The sequence below is a fragment of the Vibrio astriarenae genome (assembly GCF_010587385.1).
Taxonomy (GTDB): Bacteria; Pseudomonadota; Gammaproteobacteria; order Enterobacterales; family Vibrionaceae; genus Vibrio; species Vibrio astriarenae.
Genome location: NZ_CP047475.1, coordinates 1605184 through 1628966, shown reverse-complemented (window position 1 = coordinate 1628966; position 23783 = coordinate 1605184). Strand labels below are relative to the sequence as shown.

At 45.4% G+C, this 23783-nt stretch carries 18 protein-coding genes; 10 read left to right on the top strand and 8 right to left on the bottom strand.

Annotated features, from left to right (window positions below; translation table 11 throughout):
- From GT360_RS07765 to nspC, 6 genes are all read left to right on the top strand, one after another.
- Window positions 1-474 carry a Na+/H+ antiporter subunit E gene (locus GT360_RS07765; RefSeq protein WP_164648315.1) on the top strand — a complete coding sequence of 158 codons (474 nt, stop codon included), beginning with the start codon at window positions 1-3 and terminating at the stop codon, window positions 472-474.
- Between the two features lie 5 nt (window positions 475-479).
- Window positions 480-755 (top strand): cation:proton antiporter, encoded by a 276-nt coding sequence (locus GT360_RS07760; protein WP_164648314.1) that lies wholly within the window; start codon window positions 480-482, stop codon window positions 753-755.
- The gene (mnhG, locus tag GT360_RS07755; protein WP_239502533.1) at window positions 745-1128 is read left to right on the top strand and encodes a monovalent cation/H(+) antiporter subunit G; all 384 of its coding nucleotides are present in this window, start codon (window positions 745-747) and stop codon (window positions 1126-1128) included. Before GT360_RS07760 ends, mnhG begins: the two co-directional genes overlap by 11 nt.
- Window positions 1129-1649: 521 nt before the next feature.
- On the top strand, window positions 1650-4550 hold the full coding sequence (locus GT360_RS07750) for a pyridoxal phosphate-dependent class III aminotransferase (protein ID WP_164648313.1): 2901 nt from the start codon (window positions 1650-1652) through the stop codon (window positions 4548-4550).
- A 13-nt stretch (window positions 4551-4563) separates the two neighbouring features.
- Window positions 4564-5808 (top strand): carboxynorspermidine synthase, encoded by a 1245-nt coding sequence (locus GT360_RS07745; RefSeq protein ID WP_164648312.1) that lies wholly within the window; start codon window positions 4564-4566, stop codon window positions 5806-5808.
- A gap of 100 nt (window positions 5809-5908) precedes the next feature.
- Entirely contained in the window at window positions 5909-7039 is a 1131-nt protein-coding gene (gene nspC / locus GT360_RS07740) for a carboxynorspermidine decarboxylase (protein WP_164648311.1), read from the top strand.
- Between the two features lie 59 nt (window positions 7040-7098).
- Here the strand turns inward: nspC and GT360_RS07735 are convergent, their stop codons facing one another.
- Window positions 7099-7611, bottom strand: coding sequence for a glycine cleavage system transcriptional repressor (locus tag GT360_RS07735; protein ID WP_164648310.1), 513 nt, complete (start codon window positions 7609-7611; stop codon window positions 7099-7101).
- A 246-nt stretch (window positions 7612-7857) separates the two neighbouring features.
- Complete coding sequence (locus GT360_RS07730) at window positions 7858-8760, bottom strand: DUF3943 domain-containing protein (RefSeq protein WP_164648309.1); 903 nt, start codon at window positions 8758-8760, stop codon at window positions 7858-7860.
- Window positions 8761-9173: 413 nt separating this feature from the next.
- Between GT360_RS07730 and GT360_RS07725 the strand changes: the two genes are divergently transcribed.
- Entirely contained in the window at window positions 9174-10418 is a 1245-nt protein-coding gene (locus GT360_RS07725; protein ID WP_164648308.1) for a CinA family nicotinamide mononucleotide deamidase-related protein, read from the top strand.
- A gap of 34 nt (window positions 10419-10452) precedes the next feature.
- Here the strand turns inward: GT360_RS07725 and GT360_RS07720 are convergent, their stop codons facing one another.
- Complete coding sequence (locus GT360_RS07720) at window positions 10453-11799, bottom strand: MATE family efflux transporter (protein ID WP_164648307.1); 1347 nt, start codon at window positions 11797-11799, stop codon at window positions 10453-10455.
- A gap of 166 nt (window positions 11800-11965) precedes the next feature.
- On the opposite strand from GT360_RS07720, the gene GT360_RS07715 reads away from it, so the two are divergent.
- The gene (locus GT360_RS07715) at window positions 11966-12832 is read left to right on the top strand and encodes a LysR family transcriptional regulator (protein WP_239502532.1); all 867 of its coding nucleotides are present in this window, start codon (window positions 11966-11968) and stop codon (window positions 12830-12832) included.
- Between the two features lie 58 nt (window positions 12833-12890).
- Here the strand turns inward: GT360_RS07715 and GT360_RS07710 are convergent, their stop codons facing one another.
- The 4 genes from GT360_RS07710 to ubiG form a co-directional block, all read right to left on the bottom strand.
- On the bottom strand, window positions 12891-13169 hold the full coding sequence (locus GT360_RS07710; RefSeq protein ID WP_164648306.1) for a 2Fe-2S iron-sulfur cluster-binding protein: 279 nt from the start codon (window positions 13167-13169) through the stop codon (window positions 12891-12893).
- Window positions 13169-14302: a class Ia ribonucleoside-diphosphate reductase subunit beta gene (gene nrdB / locus GT360_RS07705; protein WP_164648305.1), complete on the bottom strand. Its 1134-nt coding sequence runs from the start codon at window positions 14300-14302 to the stop codon at window positions 13169-13171. The genes GT360_RS07710 and nrdB overlap by 1 nt, the downstream gene beginning before the upstream one ends.
- Before the next feature lie 76 nt (window positions 14303-14378).
- Window positions 14379-16661: a class 1a ribonucleoside-diphosphate reductase subunit alpha gene (nrdA, locus tag GT360_RS07700; RefSeq protein ID WP_164648304.1), complete on the bottom strand. Its 2283-nt coding sequence runs from the start codon at window positions 16659-16661 to the stop codon at window positions 14379-14381.
- 490 nt (window positions 16662-17151) lie between these two features.
- Window positions 17152-17862 (bottom strand): bifunctional 2-polyprenyl-6-hydroxyphenol methylase/3-demethylubiquinol 3-O-methyltransferase UbiG, encoded by a 711-nt coding sequence (gene ubiG / locus GT360_RS07695; RefSeq protein ID WP_164648303.1) that lies wholly within the window; start codon window positions 17860-17862, stop codon window positions 17152-17154.
- Window positions 17863-18177: 315 nt separating this feature from the next.
- On the opposite strand from ubiG, the gene gyrA reads away from it, so the two are divergent.
- Window positions 18178-20823, top strand: a complete 2646-nt coding sequence (gene gyrA / locus GT360_RS07690; RefSeq protein ID WP_164648302.1) for a DNA topoisomerase (ATP-hydrolyzing) subunit A — start codon at window positions 18178-18180, stop codon at window positions 20821-20823.
- 333 nt (window positions 20824-21156) lie between these two features.
- On the top strand, window positions 21157-22734 hold the full coding sequence (locus tag GT360_RS07685) for a BCCT family transporter (RefSeq protein ID WP_164648301.1): 1578 nt from the start codon (window positions 21157-21159) through the stop codon (window positions 22732-22734).
- Between the two features lie 50 nt (window positions 22735-22784).
- Here the strand turns inward: GT360_RS07685 and metA are convergent, their stop codons facing one another.
- A complete protein-coding gene (gene metA / locus GT360_RS07680; RefSeq protein WP_164648300.1) occupies window positions 22785-23726 on the bottom strand; it encodes a homoserine O-acetyltransferase MetA in 942 nt (313 codons plus the stop codon).
- Window positions 23727-23783: the final 57 nt, after the last annotated feature.

The following is a 23783-nucleotide window of genomic DNA, read 5'->3' as shown; positions in this document are numbered from 1 at the left end:
ATGAAAGCATTTGGTTGGAATATGTTGTTAGCACTCTCATGGGTGGTGCTATCAGGTAACTATACCTTCTCAAACCTTTTTGGCGGCATGATCTTGAGCTACATAGTCTTGGCTTATGTACTTCGCGATCGTCCATCCTTTGAGGCTTACTTTGGTAAAGGCCCCAAAATGGTCAGGTTTGTCCTGTTCTTCATCTGGGACTTAGTGAAGTCAAACGCGCGTGTCGCCTACGATGTGCTGACTCCGACTCACTTGATGAAACCAGCGGTGATCGCGGTACCGTTAGACATTAAGAGTGATGGTGGAATTACAGTATTGTCTAACTTGATTACCGTAACTCCAGGCTCACTGGCGTTGGATGTGTCGACTGACAAAAAAGTTCTTTTTGTACACTTGATGTACTTTGAAGACGAGCAAATGCACATTGCAGAAGTGAAAAAGCTTGAGGCAATGGTTATGGATATCTTGGAGTAACAATCATGATTGAAACTGTTTATTTCATTGCGTTTTTGATGATGAGCTTAGCACTACTGATATCTTCAGTGCGCCTTCTTAGAGGTCCATCTCTTCCCGATCGAGTGATTGCGCTTGAGCTGATGGCGACTTTAACCGTTGGTATGGTTGTGCTTTATGGTATTGCTTACGATGAGCCAAAGTTCATTGATGTGGCTATTGTGTTAGCACTGACGTCTTTCTTAGCTGCTGTAGGCTTCTCTAGTTTCCTAGAAAAACGAGGTATTCACGATGATGACTGATTTTTTTGTTTCTGTATTCGTGCTACTAGGAGCGTTCTTGATGCTGCTGGCGAGTATTGGCCTCAATAGGATGCCAGATTTTTTGACTCGCATGCACGCGACCACGAAAGCGGGGGCGTTGGGTGCCGGCCTATTGGTTATCGCGTTTGCTATCGTTTTTTGGGATGATACCTCGATTGTCGTCCGAGCCGGAGCAGTGGTTGTGTTCATTATGGTGACGGCACCTATCGCAGCGCATGTGTTAGCTCGCACAGGCTACTTCGTTGGAGTAGAGGTATGGGATGGTACGGTAAAAGATGCGATTAAAGAGCAGTATGACTTAGAAACTCACCAATTATCGAGTAAGAACTGTACTAAACAGGACAAATTCTAATTTGGCTGAGTGATTAGTGAACAAGGCAGGCGTTAAGTCTGCCTTTTTTCATGGTTGTCATTTCTGAACTGTAGGGCGAAGTCTCACTTTTGTCATACTATTTTTGTTGCAAACTCCCTCATTTTTATGGTATTTTCCCGCCCAATCTCGGACTGTTGAGAAACAACTCAATTCTGGGGGATACGCGTAGTGACCATTCAAGCTGATTGTGACGCTGCGTAGGGTAGGTATCGGTAAAGCGGTTACCGATAGACGGGATACTAGTGTTGCTAGAAGGCAACATGTAAATGGGAAACCCAACATTGAAATCACAAACTAACGACACATTAATCAGCTCCATTCCTTTCAAATGCCCAGTATTGCAGACCAGCAATATCACGGAACCTTGAGCTCAATTTAAGTCAAACCACATCTCGTGGGAAATGCGCTTTGTTGAATATTCAACAAGGGCGTAGTTTAGTTTTAGCCGTCTAGGGATTAAGACTGGCTTATGTTGTATTTTCTCGATTCAAGGTAAAAAAATGAGCACAGCCTTTGAAGTCGATACCAGTATCGCAAGCAATTTCTCTTCTCAAGTGCCAGTTTTAGAAGGCACTTATGATTTAACTCTAGATTCAGTGTTACTTGAGCAACAAGAGCATGAGTCTGAAGTTCGTTCTTATCCACGTCGTCTACCAATCGCGATCAAAAAAGCGTACGGTGCACTTGTCGAAGACACTCGTGGTCAACTATTTCTAGATTGTCTAGCGGGCGCAGGTACGCTAGCAATGGGTTATAACCACCCGGAAATCAATCAGGCACTAAAAGATCAACTTGATTCAGGTTTGCCATATCAAACTCTGGATATTACGACAGAAGCGAAAGCAAACTTCATTCGTCGTGTAAAAGCATTCCTTCCGGAAGATTTTGCCAAAGACTCGGCGATTCAATTCTGTGGCCCATCTGGTGCAGATGCTGTCGAAGCAGCGATCAAACTCGCTAAGCAAACAACCGGTCGTAACACCATGTTTGCTTTCCGTGGTGCATACCATGGTATGACTAACGGTACCATGGGTATGATGGGTAACCTAGGTACTAAGGCTCGCCGCACAGGTTTGATGTCTGATGTTCACTTTATGCCGTTCCCTTACAGTCTGCGCTGCCCGTTTGGCCTTGGGGGTGAAGAGGGTGCGAAGGCGAATATTCGTTATATCGAGCGCCTATTGAACGATGACGAAGCCGGTATCATGAAACCAGCGGCGATCATTGTTGAGCCAGTACAAGGTGAAGGTGGTGTCATTCCAGCGCCTGCACAGTGGCTTCGTGAACTTCGTCGTATCTGTGACGAACATGAAATTCTGTTGATCCTTGATGAAATTCAATGTGGCGTTGGTAAAACAGGTTACCGCTTTGCGTTCGAAGAAGCAGGTATCAGCCCAGATATTCTTTGTCTTTCGAAAGCCATCGGTGGCGGTATGCCTATGTCGATCCTTGTGTTTAACAAGAAAGTCGATACATGGCGCCCTGGTGAGCACACAGGTACCTTCCGTGGTAACCAAATGGCGATGGTATCAGGTGCAAAGGCACTTGAGATTATCGAACGTGACAACCTGGTTGAGCATGCAAACATTGCAGGCCAATACCTCCGTTTGGGCCTAGAGAACATTCAAAAACGTGTTAACTGTATCGCTGAAGTTCGTGGTAAAGGCTTGATGCTTGGCGTTGAGATCAAAAAGCCATCAGGTGAGCTGAATAAATTTGGTGAGCCTGCTTCTGACGGTGAACTGACGCTGAAAATTCAACGAGCAGCACTCGAGCGCGGCTTGATGGTGGAGAAGGGTGGCCGTGATGGCTCAGTCATTCGTTTCTTACCACCATTGATCATTTCCTTTGAGCAAATTGACTTTGCTCTACGTACCCTTGAAGCGGCTATGCTTGTCTCAGGCGCAAAGCTGATTGAAGAGCCTGCAGATAATACCAAGTGGAAAAAGCATTTCATTCATACTGGCGCTGCAGGTGCCGATGAGTTTGCTTCGGTGATGAATCACACCACAGCGGTGATGAAAGAGATCTTTGAGCAAGTAGAGAAACCTTACTCGGGTATAGACCCTAAAGCACTCGAAGAGCAGATCAATGCGGTTAATCTAGATGCTTCAGACAAGAGTCTCAAAGAGGTGATTGATAGCACGAGCGACCTGGTTGCAAAGAATGCTATCTTTACTCAGCATCCAAACTGTATTGCGCATCTACACACGCCACCGTTAATGCCTTCAGTCGCCGCAGAGGCGATGATCGGTGCGCTTAACCAGTCTATGGACTCATGGGACCAAGCGTCGTCAGCGACGTACGTTGAGCAGAAAGTCGTGAACTGGCTGTGTGATAAGTACGAGCTAGGCACTTCATCTGACGGCATCATGACGAGTGGCGGTACGCAAAGCAACCAAATGGGCTTAATGCTTGCTCGTGATTGGATTGCGGATAAGTTGAGTTGTCACTCGATTCAAAAGCTCGGTTTGCCTGAATACGCCGACAAGCTTCGTATAGTATGTTCTGAAAACGCACACTTTACGGTGCAAAAATCAGCTTCATGGATGGGTCTTGGTGAGAAAGCCGTCCTGACTGTACCAGCAAACCAAGACGGCACAATGAAAGCAGAGCTTATCGAGCAAGTTGTTGCCGATGCCAAAGCACAAGGTTTGATTCCGTTTGCTATTGTTGGAACGGCAGGCACAACAGACCACGGTGCGATTGATGATTTGAACACTATTGCCGATATTGCACAGCAGCACCAAATGTGGATGCATGTCGACAGTGCCTATGGTGGTGCGCTGATTCTAAGTGGCTCGAAGGATCGTCTTACAGGCATCGAGCGTGCAAGTTCAGTGAGTGTCGATTTCCACAAGCTGTTCTTCCAAACCATCAGTTGTGGTGCTCTATTGGTGAATGACAAGGTTAACTTTAAGTTTCTACTTCACCATGCTGATTACTTGAACCGTGAACACGATGAACTGCCAAATCTGGTAGACAAATCTATCGCTACAACTAAGCGCTTTGATGCTTTGAAAGTATTTATGACTATGCAGAGTGTGGGCCCGCAGGCACTAGGTGAGATGTATGACCATCTTTTAGCGCAGACTCAGCAGGTCGCGGATATGGTTGAAGCGACATCAGGTTTTGAGTTGCTTGCTCGTCCATCGCTTTCTACTGTTTTGTTCCGTACTACACTTGGTGAATCAGCAAACTTTGACAAGCTTAACCAAAAAGTACGCATTGAAGCCCTTGTTCGTGGCATTGCAGTGTTGGGTGAAACTGTCATTGATGGCAAATCGGCACTGAAATTCACTATTTTGAATCCAACATTGTCTTTAACAGACTTTGAAAAATTACTAAAAGAGATCAACCACCTAGCGGTTGAGATTCTTGGCAACCAGACTGAAAAATAAGGTAAACGAAACTATGGCAATTCTACAGATTGGTGCAGGTGGCGTTGGCTGGGTAGTCGCGCATAAAGCGGCTCAAAACAACGACGTACTTGGTGATATTACTATCGCATCACGCACTATCGGTAAGTGTGAGAAAATCATCGAGTCAATTCAGAAGAAAAACAACCTGAAAGACACTTCTAAGAAACTAGAAGCTCGTGCAGTAAATGCTGACGATGTGGATGCTCTAGTCGCGCTTATTAAGGAAGTGAAACCTGATCTCGTTATCAATGCTGGCCCTCCTTGGGTAAACATGACTATCATGGAAGCGTGTTACCAAGCGAAGGTAAACTACTTGGATACGTCTGTTGCCGTTGATCTATGTTCAGAAGGTCAGCAAGTACCACAAGCTTATGATTGGCAGTGGGGCTACCGTGAGAAGTTCGAAGAAGCGGGTATCACAGGTATTCTTGGTGCTGGTTTCGATCCAGGCGTGGTATCAGTGTTTGCTGCTTACGCGGTTAAACACCTATTCGACGAGATCGATACGATTGACGTAATGGATGTGAACGCGGGTGACCACGGTAAGAAGTTTGCGACTAACTTCGATCCAGAAACCAACATGCTTGAAATCCAAGGTGACTCTTTCTACTGGGAGAACCAAGAGTGGAAACAGGTACCTTGTCACTCACGTATGCTTGAGTTCGATTTCCCGAACTGTGGTACACACAAGGTTTACTCAATGGCGCACGATGAAGTACGTTCTATGCAAGAGTTCATTCCTGCAAAACGTATCGAGTTCTGGATGGGCTTTGGCGACAAATACCTAAACTACTTCAACTGCATGCGTGACATCGGTCTGCTTAGTCCAGACCCGTTAACACTGCATGACGGTACTGTCGTTCAGCCTCTGCACGTACTCAAAGCGCTTCTACCAGACCCAACGTCACTAGCACCGGGTTATACAGGCCTGACTTGTATCGGCACTTGGGTACAAGGTAAGAAAGATGGCAAAGAGCGCAGCGTGTTCATCTACAACAATGCAGACCACGAAGTAGCCTACGAAGATGTAGAGCATCAAGCGATCTCTTACACAACGGGTGTTCCTGCTATTACCGCCGCACTGCAGTTCTTCCGTGGTAAATGGGCAGACAAGGGCGTGTTCAACATGGAACAGCTTGACCCAGATCCGTTCCTAGAAACAATGCCTGAAATCGGCCTAGACTGGCACGTGCAAGAGCTTGAGCCTGGTCAGCCAACTATTCACAAGCTAAAATAATTTCTAGTTAACACTAGATAGCGCAATGAATAAGCCGGTGCTTTTGCATCGGCTTTGTTCGATCAAGACTGTTGAATGCGTGGCATTCAAGGTAAAGAAAATGCATAACGAACTTAAAACTCCTTATTTCATGATCAACGAAGATAAGTTGATTGCAAACCTAGAAAAAGCCAAACACCTGAAGGACATTTCAGGTGTGAAGCTCGTCCTTGCACTTAAGTGTTTTTCCACTTGGGGCGTATTTGACATCATCAAGCCATACCTTGATGGCACAACAAGCTCAGGTCCGTTTGAAGTGAAACTTGGCCATGAGACTTTCGGTGGTGAAACGCACGCATACAGCGTAGGTTATAGCGAAGATGACGTACGTGAAGTTGCAGATATTTGTGACAAGATGATCTTTAACTCGCAATCACAATTGGCAGCATACCGACATATTGTTGAAGGCAAAGCGTCACTGGGTTTACGTTTAAACCCTGGGGTAAGCTATGCAGGTCAAGACTTAGCGAATCCAGCACGTAAATATTCACGTCTAGGTGTTCAAGCTGACCACATCAAACCAGAAGTATTCGAAAATATCGATGGTGTGATGTTCCATATGAACTGTGAAAACAAAGACGTTGATGCATTTGTTGGTTTATTGGATTCGATTTCAGAGCAGTTTGGCGAGCACTTAAACAAGCTCGATTGGGTAAGTTTAGGTGGCGGTGTATTCTTCACTTGGCCAGGTTACAATATTGATAAGCTAGGTGTCGCACTGAAAGGTTTCTCAGAAAAACACGGTGTTCAACTGTACCTAGAGCCTGGCGAAGCGATCATTACGAAGACAACGGATTTGGTTGTCACTGTTGTTGATATTGTGGAAAACGTCAAAACAACAGCAATTGTTGATTCAGCAACGGAAGCTCACCGTCTTGATACGCTCATTTACGATGAGCCAGCCTCAATCCTTGAAGCGACTGAGGGTGGGGCACACGACTACGTGATTGGTTCATGCTCTTGTCTAGCAGGTGATCAGTTCTGTGAAGCGAGTTTTGACACGCCACTGCAAATCGGTCAGCGACTACACATCATGGATAGTGCGGGCTACACCATGGTTAAACTGAATTGGTTCAATGGCTTACGTATGCCTTCAGTTTATTGTGAGCGCTCTTCCGGTGAGGTTCAGAAACTGAATGAGTTTGACTACAGTGACTTTAAGCGATCGTTATCGCAATGGTCAGTAAAGTAAAGTCTGGCTAAACCGAAAATGGCATACCTAGGTATGCCATTTTTATATCATTTGGGAATTCAAGACTCCAAGATAACTCTCGTGTCCTCACTGAGCATTTCTAAGTCCTTGGTGACATCTTCGATATCCAGTTCAGGAGAGAGCTTAAGGGCCATATTGGCACTAAACAAGCTTGAACTTACACCACCACCGCCGGCTACAAACACTCGATGACAGTCCATATCGAGAATGGATATGCCTTTTGCATCGAGCACGTGTGTGATTTCATTAACAATACCAGCACGGTCATTGGAATCGAGTCTGACTTGGTGAATCGTATCTGCTTTACCAACATGCGCGTCAGTATCTTGAATTTGCACTAGAAGACCTGGGTGACCCTGAAAGGCCTCTTTAACGGTCGACTCATTAGCAGGGGGAACTTCTACTTTTATCACTGCCGCGACATGATCTTCAATGAAATTGACTTTACTAATAAGCCATTTGCCATCGTTTTCATGGGTGACAGCAGCAAGTTGCTTTATCGTAGATGGTTTTGCTGTACCGACAAAGTTGACAATAAACGTACTGTTCATATTGGCCTCCTGGACATAAATACTTCGTGCCTTTTGCGAAAACCAAACGTTTGAAAATCGCGCTCAAAGGACTCACTAGGTTATGTATTCAGTGTAGTGGTCTGTAAAGATAAATGTATGATAAAGGTCATGATTTTAAAATCAGGTTGTAGGCGGAGCTAAAAGTTGTGGGTGCAGCACGATTTGGTACAAAAAAACGGCACTTAGTGCCGTTTTTTAGAGAGAAGTAAGGGTCTGTGAGTTAGACTAGTTGAAGTAGACTTTAAGCTCGACACCATAAAATTGAGAGTCGTAAGAAGCACCCGAGTCCATTGCAAACTTCGCCGCTTGCTCATTACCGAACCATGGAGAGTGATTGAATTGGAACTCGGCACTGCCACCCCAAGCGTTGGTCACCCACCCATGAATATGACCCACTGGGTTTAAGAAGAATAGGGTGAAATCGCCCATACCCTTCGAACCCCATACTTCGCCACCAGAAGCGACGATATCTTGTTCCGCTTCAAACATCATTTCACCGACGACGGCACCAAAGAATGGTGTAATAAATAAATCCTGCCATGACGGTACTTCAGCGAAAGCTTCTACACCAAACTCCCAAAAGAAAGTCGACATCGATGCAGAGTATAAGAATGACTCAAATTCATTGAAGCCAGCATGACGTGCAGAGGTGTAGTAAACACCACCGAAGTATGGGTGCATTACATAGTTTAAAAAGTGCTCGTCACGGTCCCAAACTGGGCCCTCTTTTACGTTATCTTTCCACTTCTTACCCAGGTCACTCAGGCTTCTCTGATCATCATCCCACTTAGTGATTGACTCAGGTAGTAAAGTCATTAAACCGGCAGTCGCCACACTCAAACCAAGAATCGTGTAGGTCTGTCCCATTAAGTAATCCCAGTCCTTTTCGTCTTGGACTGTCAGGTATTTTGGGAGCGGTTTTTCGTCTAACTTGAGCTCTGGTTCAGCCAGACTCATCGTATATGGGTCTAAGGTTGGTTGATAACGATACGGTGACGGCTGATTCCAGCAGGAACCTTGGCAATCTACCGTGTAAGAGAATTCGATATGTTGATGCTCATTAAAAGAGTGTGCGGCAGCAGTAGAAGAAGCAGCGAGCAACAAGGCCGAAAGGTTTGTCCTTAACACGAAAACTCCGAGTGGTCTGATAGTGGATGTTTAAGCACGAGATTATCTATGAAAGTCGTAAAGATTGGAATCATTTTTTGATTTCAATCACATAACAAAAATCCGGTGATAACCTCGTCATTTGTCTGTCAAATTTGAGTAAAGTACTTTCTCAATCAAATAGTAGGTGGTTCAATGGCTTTACTGCCTAGTTACAACCAAGAACAAGACTCAAGTCACCAATTGCATATAAAGTCTCTGATCCAAAGGTGAAATTTATTGGTTGAGTGTTTCATTTGGGTAAAATGTCATGGTTGGCAAGAACAACGTGCGATATCAGAAAAGCAGTGGGACTCAATCGCTATTGAGCTGCTTTCTGTTCTTATTACTCGCACGATAAAATACTAATAAAAATACAAGGATTTACAGTCTTCATGGCAAAAATAGCAATGCTCAGTACAGGTGAAGAAGTACTTCACGGTGATATTGTTGATACCAACGCTGCTTGGCTTTCTGAATATCTTTTTGAACAAGGTTTAGCACTGACAAAACGCTCAACCGTTGGCGACCATCTGACAATGCTCATCGAAGAGCTTGTCATGCTAAGTTTTAATAACGATATCGTTATCGTGAATGGTGGTCTTGGGCCAACCACTGATGACATGAGCGCTGAAGCCATTGCGGCGGCGGCTGAAGTGGAACTGGAGCTGAATGAGGGCTGGCTTGCTCATATGCAGCAGTTCTTTTTAACACGCGGCAAAACCATGCCCGAAAGCAATATCAAACAGGCAATGCTGCCCGTCGGTTCAGAGTTAATCGATAACGCTATCGGCACAGCATGCGGCTTTAAAGTTCGCTTAAATGATTGCGATCTTTACTTCACCCCAGGTGTACCAAGAGAGTTTAAACAGATGATAGAAAACGAGGTTTGTCCTCAGATGAAGTCATCCGTGACGGAGTTGGAGCCTTTGCGCTTTAGTCGTTTGTTTACCTTTGGCAGCACAGAGTCTCAATTATCCGACATCTTGTCTAAATTTGACCTTCCAGCTAACTACACACTGGGTTACCGCTCTGCGTTACCATTTATCGAAGTGAAGCTCATGGGGCCCGCTGACAATGTTGAAGTTCGCGCTAAGTTAGTACAAATGATCTATCAGTTGATTTCAGATTATGTGGTGAGCATCGATGAAACGATGATTGCGCACATTGGTCACCTGTTAGTTGAGAAAGACTTAACGGTATCGCTAGCCGAGGAGTCCACCTATGGCTATTTGAGCTACTGGTCGAACTCTGACAAAAATGCGCAAAGCAAAATTGGCTCAGCGTGGGTATTGGGCAGTGATAGCCCTTGTTTGATTGCTGAGAACGATCCTCTGGCGGCAGCATTGGCTATGGGTGCCGCAAGTAAGGATCGTTGTAAGAGTGACATTTCTGTTGTCACTGGTGAGCTCGACGGTCAAACCTTCAGTCTAGCGGTGGCGACTGATCAAGGAGAGTGGGGGCAAGTGCTCTCTTTCAATCGCCAATACAGTGCTGATGATGCACGTATTGTTATCGCGACCATTGCTATGGACATGTTGCGCCGAGTGCTTTCTTCGACGCATGTCTTTGCCAACTACTCTTCGGTCACTCGCAGTAAAGAGCTGTTTATCCCAGCCTCAATGCTCAATAGCAAATAGTTAAATAGCTAGAGAGATATCGATGGGAGCTCTCCTAAATAGGGGAGCTTTCCATTGGCATACGGGTCTCTTTAACAAGCCTGTTATAAAGCATCACAACAAGAATCACGCCGGTTACTGCCAGTCCGATACCAATACCTCCCCAAATTCCAGTCAGTCCATAGTGCTGAGTCAAATACCACGCACTTGGGATACCAAATCCCCAATACCCGAACGCGGTAACAATCGTTGGACCGTTCACAATCTTCATTCCTCTGAGTAGGTTGATGGCCAATAATTGCCATGCATCCACCACAAAAGAGATAGCCACAACCCAAAGCACGGTTTTAAATAACAGCGCAGCGCCGTCTCCGGAGTTGTCGAGGTTAAACATATTGATGATGACTTCGGGAAAGGCGATGAACAGCCCACAAAAGATACAGCTCAATATTGTCATCAAGACGAAGCTTTTGACTGCCGTTGCTTTAATCGCATCAAAATCATTGGCGCCATATTGTCTACCAACAAGAATGGCGGCCGCTTGAGAGAACCCAAAGTTAATGTTCCAGGTAAAGCTCAAGCACTGTAACAGAACTTGATGGATAGCAAGAGCAGTGACACTGATCGTGCCCGCTAACAGCGTGCCGCCGTAGATTAATCCATTTTCCATTAACGCGGCGAGCATGATGGGCACACCAAGGCCGACGATAGGTAACATCGAACCTAAGCGATACTGATTTAGATTGTGCCAGGGAATATATTGACGATAGCTCGGATGTTTAAACAGCCAATACCCGTACCCCATCACAACAATGAACGCAGACAGTGCGGTGCCGTATCCAAGTCCGGCGAGACCGAGCTCAAGCGGAAAGGCTAAAACGTAACTTAGAGGAACGTTGATGATGACGGTGGCGATCGACATAAACATGACCGAACGAACATTGCCAGTCGCGCTCGCTAACCCACGAAATACGAGGATAAGCAGTGAGGGAAGCATGGCCCATTTTACGGCGTGTAAGTAGAGCATCGCATCTTGGATGACTTCTGTAGGTTGTCCAGCCTTAGCTAAAAAGCTTGGCGCATAGCTAAAGAGAAATAGACAGCCGACAGTCGAAATAAATGAAACAAGAATACCCCCTTTAACCGCCTCATTAATTTGCTCTTGAGCGACTTCTTTTTGCGCCACTAACTTACCGTAAGCAATGGCGACAAGGTTGGCAACACAGCCCACAACACTGGAGACCATGATGAAAATAAAATTATAAACAGACGCGCCTAAGCCACCCGCGGCGAGTGCAGCGACGGAGATGTGTGACATGAACCATATGTCGGTTAACACGAGAGTCAGTGCTATAAGCTGAGAAATGATCAGCGGAAAAGCGAGAGAAAGAATAAGTCGCATGATTACCTCTTAATTAATGCTCACAAGATACTGCTGTCATCAGTCGTATTCAATCGACATTTGTGGTATCCTAGCATGAGTTAAAGTCATGCGAAAAAGTGATATGTATCGTCATCTTCCACATAGTTTAAAAGCTTTTCGAGTGTTTGAGTGCGTTGCACGACACATGAGTTTCACGCTTGCTGCACAAGAATTACATGTCACACAAAGTGCAGTCAGCCGACAAGTAAGACAGCTTGAGGAGTTTTTGGGGTTCGAGCTTGTTACTCGACATCATAGAAGCATCGAAGTGACCGAACGTGGTAGAGAGCTGCAAACAGTACTGAGAGGACAATATAGTCAGTTAGATCAGCTAGTAGGAAGTTGGAAATCAGAGCAGGGCAAACGCATCGTCATCAAAGCCTCGCTGAGTTTTGCCACGCGGTTTTTGATTGCGAAGATCCATCATCTTAATGAAAGGTTTCCTGATCACGAAGTTGTCGTTGTTCCTATGCTTGAGGACAACAGTACGTTTGCGACTGATGACTGTGATTTACTCATTTCATGTACGCGACAGCGACCTCAAGGGGACAATGTATATTATCTGAGAGATGAGTACATGGCTGCAGTGATTGCACAGCGGGATGATCGGCAAGTGATGGATCTTAATTATGTATTGGCCCAGCCGCGAATTCATGCCACACAAGACCATTTCGATTGGCATCACTGGCTGAAAAGTACAGGATATAAAGACTCTAACAAAGTCCGTCACACGACCTTCTTCACGTTAGAACTTGCATTAAGTGCCTGTCTGGCTGGGCAGGGGGTCACGGTGACAGATTTGATGCTTATCTTACCGGAAATAGAGCAAGGCTATTTAACAGCAGCAAATGGCTCAAAAATTGTGCCCAGTGATTGGCGCTACTATTGCCATATAAAACAAAGCAGTCCTGTCATGTTAGAGTTAGTGGAATGGCTTCAACGGGAAGTGAATCAATCGGTTTCAGAGTTGGACAAGCTCATCGAGCAGCGACAATGGCATGTCATCAAATAAAGGACGAAAAAAAAACCGGGATAACGTTGAGCTATCCCGACTAGCGTAAATCATTTGATTAGGCGGATACTTTTTTATGCTGGTATCGAACGTTGTCTAGTGACAGGTTTCCTTTCGGTTTGCTTATACAAGCAAGCACTTCACCAGGGTTTGTATACGCCATCGCAAAACCAACCGAGTCGACATCACCTTGTGATAGCTGACAACGACATGCGCCGCAATGCCCATCACGACAGTGATACTCTGGCTCTAACCCCGCTTTCTCCATCGCCTCAAGAAGGGTGTCTTGAGGTGAGGCGTTAATCGCGGTGACGCGGTTGATTTTGATGGTGACCATTACAGTTCGAAGCCCTCAAAGTCATCAGCAGAGACCTCGTTGTCGATCTGACCAACAAGGTAAGAGCTGATTTCAGCTTCTTGTGGTGCCACCTGTACATTATCAGAAGACAACCAAGCGTTGATCCATGGGATAGGGTTGCTGGTTGCTTCTGGGTACGCTGGCGCTAAGCCTACGGCTTGCATACGGATGTTGGTGATGTATTCAACGTACTGACACAGGATATCTTTGTTAAGACCAATCATAGAACCGTCTTTAAATAGATATTCTGCCCACTCTTTCTCTTGCTCAGCAGCCGCTTTGAATAGATCGAAACACTCTTGTTTTGCCTCTTCAGCGATTTGCATAAAGGTAAAGTCATCTTGACCGTTGCGCAGCAGGTTAATCATATGCTGTGTACCGGTTAAGTGAAGTGCTTCGTCACGAGCGATCAGCTTGATGATCTTCGCATTACCTTCCATCAGTTCGCGCTCTGCAAAAGCAAAAGAACACGCAAAGCTGACATAGAAACGGATAGCTTCTAGGGCATTGACCGACATCAAACAGATATACAACTGCTTTTTAAGCTCGTATAGAGAAACCTTAACCGTTTCGCCGTTAATTGTGTGTTCGCCTTCACCGTAACGATGGTAGTCGTTACTCATCTCGATAAGCTTGTCGTAATAGTGAGAAATATCCTCAGCACGCTTCAAGATGTGCTTGTTCTCGACAATGTCATCAAAAACAACCGCAGGATCGTTCACGATATTACGGATGATGTGAGTGTATGAGCGAGAGTGAATCGTCTCAGAGAATGACCAAGTTTCGATCCAAGTTTCTACCTCTGGTAGCGATACTAAGGGCAGTAGAGCAACGTTTGGAGAACGACCTTGGATAGAGTCCAATAGCGTTTGATACTTCAAGTTTGAGATGAAAATATGCTTCTCATGCTCTGGCAGTTTATTAAAATCGATGCGGTCACTTGATACATCGACTTCCTCTGGTCGCCAGAAGAAAGAGAGTTGCTTTTCGATCAACTTTTCGAAGATCTCAAACTTTTGTTGGTCGTAACGCGCGACGTTGACAGATTGACCAAGGAACATTGGCTCTTTGAGTTGGTCATTCTTATTTCGGTTAAAAGTGCTGTAAGCCATGATAATTTGCTTCCTTTAGCGGCCAGCACCGAAGTGCTGGCTACGAGATTACTTTCTTGTTGAGTGCTGAAAAGAACTAGATCTTACAGCCGCCACCTGCACAATCGTCATCTTGTGCTTGCACCGCATCTTTTTGGTCGTCTTTCGCGCCATCACGGGTGTTATGGTAGTACAGGGTTTTTACACCAAACTTGTAAGCTGTCAATAGGTCTTGCAGCAGCTTCTTCATTGGTACCTTACCGCTTTCGTAGCGGCTCGGGTCATAGTTTGTGTTTGCAGAGATTGCCTGGTCAACAAACTTCTGAATGATACCGACTAGGTGCAGGTAACCATCGTTACCACCAATATCCCAAAGTAGCTCGTAGTTATCTTTGTACTTCGTAAACTCAGGAACCACTTGCTTCAAAATACCGTCTTTCGATGCTTTTACGGAAACGTAACCACGTGGTGGCTCGATACCGTTGGTCGCATTTGAAATCTGTGATGATGTCTCAGATGGCATTAGTGCTGTCAGAGTAGAGTTACGCAGTCCATGCTCCATGATTTCCTGGCGCAGCCCATCCCAATCGTAGTGAAGAGGCTCATCACAAATTAGGTCGATATCTTTCTTGTACGTGTCGATTGGCAGTAGGCCTTTTGCGTAGTTTGTCTCGTTAAATAACGGACATGCACCTTGCTCTTTAGCCAGCTCAACTGACGCTTTCAGCAAGTAGTATTGCATGGCTTCAAACGTACGGTGAGTCAGGCCATTTGCACTGCCGTCAGAGTATTTGGTGCCATTTTTCGCTAGGTAGTAAGCAAAGTTGATTACACCAACACCGAGTGTGCGACGGTTCATTGTTGAACGGTAAGCAGCAGGTAGAGGGTAGTCTTGGTAATCAAGCAGTGCATCTAGGGCGCGAACAACGAGCTCAGAGAGTTCTTCAAAGTCATCAAGCGACTCAATTGCACCAAGGTTGAATGCAGAAAGAGTACAAAGCGCGATTTCACCTTCTTCATCTTCAACATTAGACAGCGGCTTGGTTGGCAGCGCAATCTCAAGACACAAGTTAGACTGACGTACTGGTGCTACCTGCGCGTCAAATGGGCTATGAGTATTACAGTGGTCCACGTTCTGAACGTAAATACGGCCCGTAGATGCGCGCTCTTGCATCAAGATAGAGAACATCTCAATGGCTTTAACCGTCTCTTTCTTGATTGAAGGATCGTTCTCGTATTTTACATACAGGCGTTCGAATTCTGCTTGGTCTTGGAAGAATGCATCATATAGACCCGGAACGTCGGATGGAGAGAACAGCGTAATGTTGCCACCCTCTACTAGGCGTTGGTACATCAACTTGTTAAGTTGAACACCATAGTCCATATGGCGAACACGGTTTTCTTCAACACCACGGTTATTCTTTAGAACCATCAAAGAAGGCGATTCACGGTGCCAGATAGGGTAGAACACTGTTGCAGCGCCACCACGCACACCACCTTGAGAGCAGCATTTCACCGCCGTCTGGAAGTATTTATAAAATGGAACACAACCTGTGTGGAACGCTTCACCCCCACGGATTTCAGAGCCTAGAGCGCGGATACGGCCTGCGTTGATACCAATGCCGGCACGTTGAGATACGTAGCGTACAATAGAGCTCGCTGTTGCATTGATTGAGTCTAAGCTATCACCACACTCGATCAGTACGCATGAGCTGAATTGACGAGTAGGCGTACGCACACCCGACATAATTGGAGTGGGTAGCGAGATCTTAAATGTTGATGTCGCATCGTAAAAGCGCTTGATGTAATCAAGACGCGTCTCTTTCGGATAGGTAGCGAATAGGCAAGCGGAAACCAACATATATAGGAACTGCGCACTTTCATAGATCTCACCGGAAACACGGTTTTGAACGAAGTATTTACCTTCCAACTGTTTAACTGCTGCATATGAGAAGTCTAGGTCGCGTTTATGATCGATGTAGCCATCAAGTAGCTCAAGCTCTTCTTTCGTGTAATCTTCCAACAAGTGGTGATCATACTTGCCCATATCAACTAAACGAGCAACGTGCTCGTACAGCTTCGGTGGCTCATATTGCCCATAGGCCTTCTTGCGAAGATGAAAGATAGCTAGGCGAGCAGCAAGGTATTGATAATCAGGAGTCTCTTCAGAGATAAGGTCGGCGGCAGACTTGATGATTGTTTCATGGATATCAGATGTAGTGATGCCGTCATAGAACTGAATGTGAGCTTTCAGTTCTACCTGAGAAACAGAAACATTGTTGAGACCTTCTGCTGCCCAAGTAATCACTCGGTGGATTTTCTCTAAATCGATACTTTCTTTGCGACCATTACGCTTAGTAACGGTAAGTTGTTGGTTCATTCTTCTTTATTTCCCTAAGAAAACTGATCAAAGCTGGAATTGTATGTAACTTTTGTATATGCGTGGTTTCGCTTTGTGATCATTATCCGCTTGTGCGATTGCTGAAAACACTACATATGGGGTCTTTCTCGTTAATGGTGTACAAGATAGTGCTATATTTCGTATTTGGCAAGAACACAGACCACTACAAATAGTGCCAAATGACGGCAAATTGAAAATAATTGTTAGTGACTACTCACCGATGAAGAAAGGGCAGGTTTAGCGACAGAAATTCGCAGTTTCTTAAATGATTAAAAGCTAGCCTTAGAAAAAAATATTTTGCTTGATCTTTTTTATCAGTTACAGCTCAAACTTTTGGTGCAATTTGCAACCAAACAGATGACATTTCTGTTAATGAGAGTTTTGAATGTTGTGAGTGATTGGTATGGCTTGTAATAAGCACCGTCGCTCAGAAAAGGCTACGATGCTTATAGATCAATCACTTGGTTGCTTAAATTGGTTTAATGCAATGAACGATATAGTTTACATCGACATTTGAGCCCAAGCGGTAGCTGTCTGTGAGTGGGTTATAGTGCAGTCCGGTTATCCCTCTTTCTTGCAGCACGGTGTGGTCGATCATTTTGATCATTTCCGATGGCTTGATGAATTTTTCATGGTCATGCGTACCTTCCGGAACGATTTTGAGTAACTTCTCGGCACCAACGATGGCAAATAAGTACGACTTAATATTGCGGTTCAGCGTTGAGAAGAAAACATGTCCGCCGGGTTTGACCAAGTGGCTCACAGCGCGGATGACAGACTGAGGGTCTGGTACGTGTTCGAGCATTTCCATGCAGGTGACAACATCGTATTGCTCTGGGTGGTCTTGTGCGTGTTGCTCTACAGTGCTTTGCGTGTAGGAGACTTTAATACCACTTTCTAAACTATGTAGACGAGCGACTTCTAATGGCTCTTTACCCATGTCCAACCCAGTGACAATAGCACCTTGCTTTGCCATGCTTTCTGCTAAGATGCCGCCACCGCAACCCACATCTAACACGTGCTTATCAAAAAGACCATTTGCGTTATCAAGGACGTAGTTTAGGCGTAGTGGGTTGATTTGGTGGAGAGGTTTAAACTCACCTTCTAGATCCCACCAACGAGAGGCCATCTCTTCAAATTTACGAATTTCCTTAGGGTCGACGTTTTGTCCGTTTGTCATGCTACGTGCTCGATAAAAAAGAGAATGCGCCCATATTAGCGAATGAAAAGGATCAGTCTAGTGACTTTTTACCGATAATTTAACCCAACTCTAAATTCCAAACTGGAGAGAATTGAGAAGTAACCGAATAAAAAATAAACACTTTTCAGTCATCTACACACTGATTGTATGGAAACTCACCACTTAGAGCGTAATACAGGTCACAACCAGCGAAAACGGTAGGGAAAGTAATGCCGTTACCAACTATTATGTGTTATATTTTTTCTCCTTATACGTATTGTAAATACGATCAAACTATAGAGGGACAATGGCTCTATGAGCGATCTAGCAAAAGAGATCACGCCCGTAAACATTGAAGATGAGCTTAGAGGTTCATACCTAGACTACGCGATGTCAGTTATCGTGGGTCGTGCTCTTCCAGATGTGCGTGATGGCCTAAAACCAGTGCACCGCCGCGTTTTATTCGCGATGAATGTACTAGGCAACGATTGGAATAAACCATATAAAAAATCTGCCCGTGTTGTCGGCGACGTAATCGGTAAATATCACCCACACGGTGATAGTGCGGTATACGACACTATCGTACGTATGGCGCAGCCGTTTTCGCTGCGTTACATGCTTGTCGATGGTCAAGGTAACTTTGGCTCAATCGATGGCGACTCCGCTGCGGCAATGCGTTATACCGAAGTTCGTATGGCGAAAATTGCCCACGAGCTACTGGCAGACCTAGACAAAGAAACTGTGGATTACGTACCAAACTACGATGGTACGGAGCAAATTCCAGCGGTTCTTCCAACTAAGATTCCTAACCTATTGGTTAACGGTTCGTCCGGTATCGCAGTAGGTATGGCAACCAACATTCCTCCTCATAACTTGGGCGAAGTGATTGATGGCTGTCTTGCATACATCAACAATGAAGCGATTACGATTGATGAGCTAATGGATTACATTCCTGGCCCTGATTTCCCGACTGCTGCATTGATCAGTGGCCGTAAAGGCATCGTTGACGCCTACAAAACGGGTCGCGGTAAAATCTACATGCGCTCTAAAGCCGATATCGAAAGTGATAAGAACGGCAAAGAGACCATCATCGTTACTGAAATTCCTTATCAAGTGAACAAAGCGCGTCTGATTGAGAAGATCGCCGAGCTTGTTAAAGATAAGAAAGTAGAAGGTATTAGTGCACTGCGCGATGAGTCTGATAAAGACGGTATGCGTATTGTTATCGAATGTAAGCGTGATGCTGTGGGTGAAGTGGTTCTGAACAACCTTTACGCTCAAACTCAGCTTCAGACGACGTTCGGTATCAACATGGTTGCGCTCGATAACGGCCAGCCTAAGCTATTCAACCTAAAAGAGATGCTGAAGTGCTTCGTTGATCACCGCCGTGAGGTCGTGACTCGTCGTACTATCTTTGAATTGCGTAAGGCTCGTGAGCGTGCTCATATCCTTGAAGCATTGTCACTAGCGCTAGCAAACATTGACGAAGTTATTGAGCTTATCAAGAACGCACCAACGCCAGCAGAGGCGAAAGTAGGTCTTGTTTCGCGCGGTTGGGATCTTGGCAACGTAGCATCTATGCTAGAGCGTGCGGGTACTGACGCAGCTCGTCCAGAGTGGCTAGAGCCAGAGTTTGGTATCCGTGATGGTCAATACTTCCTAACGGAAACTCAAGCGCAAGCGATTCTAGAGCTTCGTCTACACCGTCTGACGGGTCTAGAGCACGAGAAGATTCTCGATGAATACAAGGCCCTGCTAGAAGAAATCGCAGAGCTAATGCACATCCTTGCAAGCACAGAACGCTTGATGGAAGTGATTCGTGAAGAGCTAGAAGCTATTCGTGAAGGTTACGGTGATTCTCGTCGTACTGAAATTACAGCGGCTAGCCATGATATCGACATGGAAGAGCTGATTGCTCGTGAAGATGTTGTGGTGACACTGTCACATGAAGGCTATGTTAAGTACCAAATCCTAAGCGACTACGAAGCACAGCGCCGTGGTGGTAAAGGTAAGAGCGCAACGAAGATGAAAGATGAAGACTACATCGAACGTCTATTGGTTGCGAACACGCACGATAACATCCTATGTTTCTCGACGCGTGGTAAGACTTACCGTCTGAAAGTCTATCAATTGCCACTAGCAAGCCGTACCGCACGTGGTAAGCCAATTGTGAACATTCTGCCTCTAGAAGAGAACGAGCGTATCACTGCGATTCTGCCTGTATCTGAGTTTGATGCTGACAAGTACATCTTTATGGCAACAGGCGACGGCACCGTTAAGAAAACATCGCTAGACCAATTTGCCAATGTACGTGCGAATGGCCTTATTGCTGTTAACCTGCGTGATGATGATTCACTGATTGGTGTTGATATCACAACAGGTTCAAGCGACATTATGTTGTTCTCCAAAGCGGGTAAAGTTGTTCGCTTTAACGAAGATAAAGTTCGTGCAATGGGTCGTACTGCAGCGGGTGTTCGCGGTATGAAGCTGGCTGACGATGACCAAGTTGTGTCGTTGATTGTTCCTTCTAATGAGGGTGACATCCTAACTGTGACGCAAAATGGTTACGGTAAGCGTACAGAACTTGCAGAGTACCCGACTAAAGGTCGTGCGACACAAGGTGTTGTTTCTATTAAGGTTTCTGACCGTAATGGTCCAGTAGTCGGCGCAATCCAAGTTGAGGAAGGCGACGAAATGATGATGATCACTGACGCAGGTACGCTAGTTCGTACACGTGTTGCGGAAGTGAGCCAAGTTGGCCGTAACACGCAAGGTGTTACTCTGATTCGTACTGCTGAAGATGAGTCTGTCGTTGGCCTACAACGCATCGAAGAGATCGAAGAAGCGGAACTTGTTGACGGTGAAGAAGAGTCAGTGGAAGGCGGCGAAGCTACCGCAGCTGATACATCTGCACCAGAAGCAAAAGCTGATGACGCAACTGATGCAGAATCAGAAGACTAATCGCAATTAGTGTAAATAGAAACCGGGCTTTTTAGCCCGGTTTTTTTATGCCTTGATGTCTGAATAATCGACACTTAAAAGCCAGTTTTACGAAAAAGTGTTGGCAATTTGGCCATCAACTGGAATAGAACTGCTACTTTTGTACAATAGGCGCCGAATTCTTTTTGAATCAATTATTTGGTGTGTAGAAGAATTAAGCACTAAAGAGTGAGGTAAGTGACTTTGCGTACAAATTTGTCTAATGACGCTTTGTACCCAAGGTGATTTGAGTAGCTAAGCGATAATTCTGTTGCTTAATAGCTCGTGTCTCGCATGGATAATGTAGAGGGTCAAATGACTAAAGGTATAGATAAATATAGTATCGACAGTACCGACTATACGGTCGGTCAAGATAACGTTCAGAAGTGGGGTTTTGATGTCCATAATCCTGTTTTTGGCGTAAGTGCTGGCTTTATCATTCTGTTTCTTATTGCTGCGATGGTGATGGATGCGGGTGACGCGAAGGCAGCCTTAGATGGTATTAAGTGGCAGATCATCGGCACGTTCGACTGGCTGTTCATCTGGTCGGGTAACATTTTTGTTCTGTTTTGTTTGGCTTTGATTGTTACCCCTTACGGTAAGATCCGTTTAGGTGGTCAAGATGCAACGGCAGACTATAGCTTTTTCTCATGGCTAGCGATGCTGTTTGCCGCGGGCATGGGTATCGGCTTGATGTTTTGGAGTGTGGCGGAGCCGGTTGCTTACTTTACTGGTTGGTATGAAACTCCGTTAGCGGTAGAGCCAAATACGCCAGAGGCTGCTAAGGCGGCATTGGGTGCAACCATGTATCACTGGGGCCTTCACCCTTGGGCTATCTATGGTGTAGTGGCACTATCCCTTGCGTTCTTCACGTACAACAAAGGTTTGCCTTTGTCGATCCGTTCGATTTTCTATCCAATTTTAGGTGATCGCGCTTGGGGTTGGCCGGGTCACGTGGTGGATATTTTAGCGGTATTGGCGACCTTGTTTGGTCTAGCAACTTCATTGGGATTAGGAGCAAAACAAGCGGCAAGTGGTATTCAACATGTGTTTGGTTTTGAAGCAGGGCTCGGGCTACAAGTTGTCGTAATTGCGGTGGTTACTTTGCTTGCCGTTGTTTCAGTACTGCGTGGTATTGATGGTGGTGTGAAGGTCATCAGTAACATCAATATGATAGTTGCGTTTCTGCTTCTGTTCTTGGTTGCAGCGATTGGATTTGCTGTGTCGATGGGGTCACTGCCAACAACATTGATGGGTTACGTGGAGAGTTTCATTCCGTTGAGTAACCCGCATGGTCGTGAAGATGAGTTGTGGATGCACGGTTGGACTGTATTTTACTGGGCTTGGTGGATTTCATGGTCGCCATTCGTTGGTATGTTTATCGCTCGTGTTTCGCGAGGCAGAACAGTTCGCGAGTTTATGATAGCGGTATTAATTGTGCCGACGACAGTAACATTAATCTGGATGTCCGTATTTGGCGGTATGGCGATCGATCAAGTAATCAATAACGTTGGCCAACTTGGCTCTAAAGGCCTAACGGACGTTTCGCTGGCGATGTTCGAAATGTTTGATGTCCTGCCTATGAGTACGCTGCTATCCATTATTGCGGTTATTTTGGTGATGGTGTTCTTTATTACCTCATCTGACTCAGGCTCGCTTGTTATCGACAGTATTACGGCTGGTGGTAAGGTAGATGCGCCTGTTTTGCAACGTTGTTTCTGGGCGTTTATGGAAGGTGCGATTGCTGCAGCGCTACTTTGGGTCGGTGGCACCCAAGCAGTCGAAGCACTGCAAGCTGGCGCTATTTCAACAGCGTTGCCATTCACTTTCGTTCTGTTGGCGATGTGTGTGAGCTTGCTGATGGGTATGAATACAGAGAAAGAGTATCGTTAACTTCTCTTTCTGTGATTGAGAAGGGATGCCAAGTGGCATCCCTTTTTTGATTAATCGTCTTTTGTGAAGTTTGCTTCACTAAACTGGTCAAGATCATACGGTGTTTGTTGATATACACAATAATTGAGCCAGTTGGAGAAGAGCAAATGACCGTGGCTACGCCAACTTGCATTTGGCTTATTGTCTGGGCAGTTATTCGGATAGTAGTTAACTGGAATCGCAGGCTCCATACCTTCACCGAGGTCACGGGTGTATTCATTGTGTAGTGTCAATGCATCGTACTCTGGGTGACCAGTGACAAAGACATTTCGTTTGTCCTTGGTAGCAGCCAAATAGACGCCAGCAACATCAGAGGTCGCGAGGATGTCTAAGTCCGTATGCTCTTCGAGATATTGCGGCGAGAAATCAGCATAACGTGAATGTGGTGCTAGGAACGTATCATCGAAACCACGCAAAATCGGATGGAAAGGGTGGTGAATTTCATGATGGTAGACACCCGATAGCTTTTCTTTACGCGTTCGTTTTGGTAAATCGTAAAGCAGTTTAAGACCAGCTTGAGCAGCCCAACAAACATAGAGCGTAGATGTGACATGTTGCTTTGCCCAGTTCATGATGGTTTGGAGGTGTTCCCAGTAAAGCACATCTTCAAATTGGACAAGGCCTAGAGGTGCACCAGTGATGATCAAACCATCGAAATTACGATCTTTTACCATTTCAAACTGGCGATAGAAGGTATCCAAGTGCTCTTCAGGGGTATTCTTACTCGGTCTATTATCGATACGCAGTAGTTCGACATCCACCTGAAGTGGGCTGTTGGATAAAAGTCTTAAGAATTGCGTCTCGGTTTCAATCTTCTTGGGCATCAAGTTTAAAATGAGAACTTTGAGAGGACGAATTTCCTGAGTGGAGGCACGCGTCTCTGGCATAACGAAAATGTTTTCGTTGCGCAGTACATCGGAGGCAGGTAATTGGTCAGGTATCTTGATTGGCACAGCTTTACTCCCTAAGCTTTTGGACGTCTATACATCCAAACTTATCGCAAACTGTGA